Below are 3433 nucleotides of genomic sequence, written 5' to 3' on the forward strand. Positions count from 1 at the left end.
ACCTTCAATCACTCGGCTACGACACGCCGGTCACCAAATCGGTCCCCGACTCGTACACCACCTTGGCGGACGCAACCGAGCCAGATCCTTTCGGCTCTGACTCTTCATCTAGCGGCGATGCTCACCGACGCATCGCAGATCCCTTCGCCTCGCTGCCGAGCGGCAGCTCGGCTCAGGGGGTGTCCTGGGATTATTCAACCAGCGAACACGAGACCAGCTCCGCTGGCTCCGATAACTCTGAACCAGGCGAACATGATTCTGGTCCGAGGCGACCAGAGGTTACCGAGGGTCGGACTCTGCCTCTGGCAGATCCTCCGAGCGAGCAGGACCAGGCGACAGCCTTTGATCTAGGCGAGCGATTGTCGAAGCAACGTCCTTGGGATCTGGAGCCCTTCGGGCCTCCGCTGGAAAGGGGGGAGCTGTCCGAGCTGCCGAAGGGGTTTGTTGACCCGTTCGCGGACGACTTCGTACCAGCGAGCGTCTGACCACAACCGAATACAGACAGCCCGTCTGCCATCCGGCAGGCGGGTTTTTCACGGCCTCGGCACCAGCCGTGCCCTCAGAGCAGACCAGCTCCGCTGGCTGCGACACAGGAAGGTAAACCATGAATCCACTACAAGACATCGTTGAACGGGTTGCCGAATACGGCGGTCCTCCAATGACATTCCGTGTCCCCGAGGACGCGAGCATCCAGCTTGAGGACCGAAACGACGGCTCCCACCTGCTGGCCGGCGCGACCATCACGGCGTGGCCTGCCGAGTGAGGTACCTGACCGAGGCAGAGCGAGGGGACGCGTTCCAGCGGTTCCTCGACTCCACCGAGCCATACAACGCCAAGATCCGCGAAGAGGGTGACCTGCCCTGGTTCGAGGACTCGGAGCGCCGAGAGAAGGTGGCAGCCCGCTTGGGGTTGCCGACGAGCACATCGCCCGACGAAGTACGGCGGGCTCTTTTCATGCGACACAGGAAGGCCACTAATGACTGACACCCAGACCCACGCTGCTGGAGCTGAGAGCCCCGCTGACGCGCAAACGGTACCGGGGCAAGGTATTGACGCCGGGGAGCCGGAAAGCGGTTCTGAGAGCCCGAACGGCAGCCGGGAGGCCCGGTTCCGGAAGGAACGCAACGAGGCCCGTACCGCCCTGGCCGAGGCGCAGGCCCGGATCGAGGCGTACCAACGCCGCGAGGTTGAGCGGCTCGCAGCCGACCTAGCCCAACCGGGAGACCTGTTGGAGCTGGGAGGCGTGTCCCTCGCGGATCTCTTGGGCGAAGACGGTGAGGTCGACCCCGAGGCCGTGGCCGAGGCTGTCGCCGCTCTGGTCGAGTCTCGTCCGGGTCTGGCCAAGAACCCCCGCCAGCGTGCCGTGGACCCGTCGCAGGGCCTCGGCGGTCAGTCCGGTAAGGCATCTCCGACGTGGGGAGACTTGCTCCGTTGATCTTTGGTCGCAGCATGAACCGCCGTAGGCGGTAGCTGTGCCGCAGTTAGAGCCGTACGGCTCATACGATCTCGGCTGTATAGCCGGGTGACTCTCTCAAATCCATTACGCCCGTTGGCAACACGCCAGCGGGCTTTCTCGTTTCCAAGGAGGAAACACATGTCCATGAAGCGTACCGACACCGCTCAGTCGTTCCTGCCCGAGGACTTCGGCAAGTTGCTTGATCTTGTCGTGCAGGAAAAGTCCGTGGCCGCTCAGGTCTCGACTCTGTTCAGCACCGTCAAGGAGAAGGCTGCCTTCCCGCTGTGGATTTCGAGCCCCACTCCGTCCTGGTTGGACGAGCTGGAAGACATCCCGCTCACCGATGGTGACACCGACGAGGTTGTCGTGGAGCCGAAGAAGACCATCTCGCTCACGTTGATCTCGAACGAACTCGCCGACGACAGCGACCCTGACGTTGCCAAGCAGATCGCGGCTGCGGCTGCCAACAAGCTGGTCGCCAGCATCGACTCCGCGTTCTTCGCAGACGGGTCCAACGCGAAGGCCCCCGCTGGACTGCTCTCGCTGGTGGACGACTCGTCTAACCCGCGGTACCAAGAGGTCGATCCGGGTGCTTCGCTGACCTCGCTGGACCCCTTCGTAGACGCCCGTTACGCGGCAGAAGCCCACGGGGCCAAGCTGACTCACTGGCTGATGAACCCGACTGTTGCTAACACCCTGAGCAAGATCAAGGTCCAGTCTGGTAGTCAGCAGAACTTGCTCTCGTTTGTCGAGGACAAGGTTCTGGTCGCTGGTCTGCCTGTGATCACTTCGACCCACGTTGACGCGGATTCCACCGCGTGGGGTGTGGACAAGACGCAGCTTCGCTACGTCCTGCGCCAGGGGTCGACGGTCGAGAAGTTCGACAGCATCACCAACGACGGGCTTTACGTCCGGGCGAAGAGCCGTGTCGGTTTCGGGTTCCTGAACCCTGCCGGCGTGGTTCGCATCCATCACCACGCCAGCTAATCGGCTGAGCCACAACTAAATAGCTAGGGCCGGAGGCCCGTCGCTCAGGCGTCGGCAACCTCCGGTTGCCTAGCAGCCCGACACGCGGGCAGCGGAAGCTGTCCGCTCCCCGAGAGACCAGCTCCGCTGGCTCTCATCGCAGAGGCCCGGACCCCGCAAAGGGTCCGGGTTTTCTGCACCCCAAACCAACGGAAGGTGACCCATTGACTAACCAAGACCAAAGTGCCCCCTCCGCCAGGCGCAAGCGCAAACGTCGGGGGCGTAAGACAGCGGGACCATGTAGCCGGGAAGGATGCACCTCGGTGGCGACTGGCAGCAACGGCTCGGTTCGCTACTGCAGCGGGATATGCCGCAGCATGGCCAAGGAACTAGAGAAGGCCGAACGTGTCTGTAAAGCGGTTGGCGCTCCCGAGCTTTGGGGCGCTGTAGTGACCATGTCTGACGCTGTGTCCGCGTATGTCGCTGAACTTCAGCGGGTCCGCGAGACTGCCCGAAGCGTCGGGCTGACTGATGAGCAGTGGTCCGAGCTTCTACTCGGGACCGATGGCGTCGGCAATTATGTTGCCTAGCTGGGCGTCAATCATCGGAGTGCAACCCTCCCTGTGAGGGACCCACTCAGTCGTCGTCTATGTCAGGGAGTTCGCCGAACCTGTCGGCATCGAGCGCAAGTACGAAGTACATCGTTGCGAGCGCGGCAGCCTCGGCATCGTCCTCTTCATGGGCAATCCGGGCGAACCGTCTGCCTTCGCGCCGCCAGCCTTCGATCCGGTCAGGGATTGACCAGTCTTTCAGTTTGTCCGGTCTGCTTGTCATTCGACCCAGGATACGAAATGCCCCTACCGAAGCAGGGCCTTGAGCGGCGAGGAGCGGTACTGCGCGCCTGCGTAGGCAGGGCTTAGGGGGTGTGGGTGGCACTAGGCGCTGTGTGTGTGGGTGTGCAGGCAGCACAGCGGAATTGGCACTAGGGGGTGGGTAGGGCCTGCCTTGGAT

At 62.9% G+C, this 3433-nt stretch carries 3 protein-coding genes; 2 read left to right on the forward strand and 1 reads right to left on the reverse strand.

Annotated elements, in window-relative coordinates; all coding sequences use genetic code 11:
- Nucleotides 1-976 precede the first annotated feature (976 nt).
- Both BST14_RS27670 and BST14_RS27675 read left to right on the forward strand, forming a co-directional pair.
- Nucleotides 977-1435 carry a hypothetical protein gene (locus BST14_RS27670; RefSeq protein ID WP_083067443.1) on the forward strand — a complete coding sequence of 153 codons (459 nt, stop codon included), beginning with the start codon at nucleotides 977-979 and terminating at the stop codon, nucleotides 1433-1435.
- Nucleotides 1436-1594: 159 nt separating this feature from the next.
- Nucleotides 1595-2443 carry a phage major capsid protein gene (locus tag BST14_RS27675; protein ID WP_083067444.1) on the forward strand — a complete coding sequence of 283 codons (849 nt, stop codon included), beginning with the start codon at nucleotides 1595-1597 and terminating at the stop codon, nucleotides 2441-2443.
- Nucleotides 2444-3058: 615 nt separating this feature from the next.
- Here the strand turns inward: BST14_RS27675 and BST14_RS27685 are convergent.
- On the reverse strand, nucleotides 3059-3256 hold the full coding sequence (locus BST14_RS27685) for a hypothetical protein (protein WP_083067446.1): 198 nt from the start codon (nucleotides 3254-3256) through the stop codon (nucleotides 3059-3061).
- Nucleotides 3257-3433: the final 177 nt, after the last annotated feature.

Source organism: Mycobacterium arosiense ATCC BAA-1401 = DSM 45069 (genome assembly GCF_002086125.1).
Taxonomy (GTDB): domain Bacteria; phylum Actinomycetota; class Actinomycetes; order Mycobacteriales; family Mycobacteriaceae; genus Mycobacterium; species Mycobacterium arosiense.

Excerpts from the sequence above, each read along its gene's own strand:
- BST14_RS27675 (WP_083067444.1), top strand. The coding sequence starts at position 1,595 with ATGTCCATGAAGCGTACCGACACCGCTCAGTCGTTCCTGCCCGAGGAC.
- BST14_RS27670 (WP_083067443.1), top strand. The coding sequence starts at position 977 with ATGACTGACACCCAGACCCACGCTGCTGGAGCTGAGAGCCCCGCTGAC.
- BST14_RS27685 (WP_083067446.1), bottom strand. The coding sequence starts at position 3,256 with ATGACAAGCAGACCGGACAAACTGAAAGACTGGTCAATCCCTGACCGG.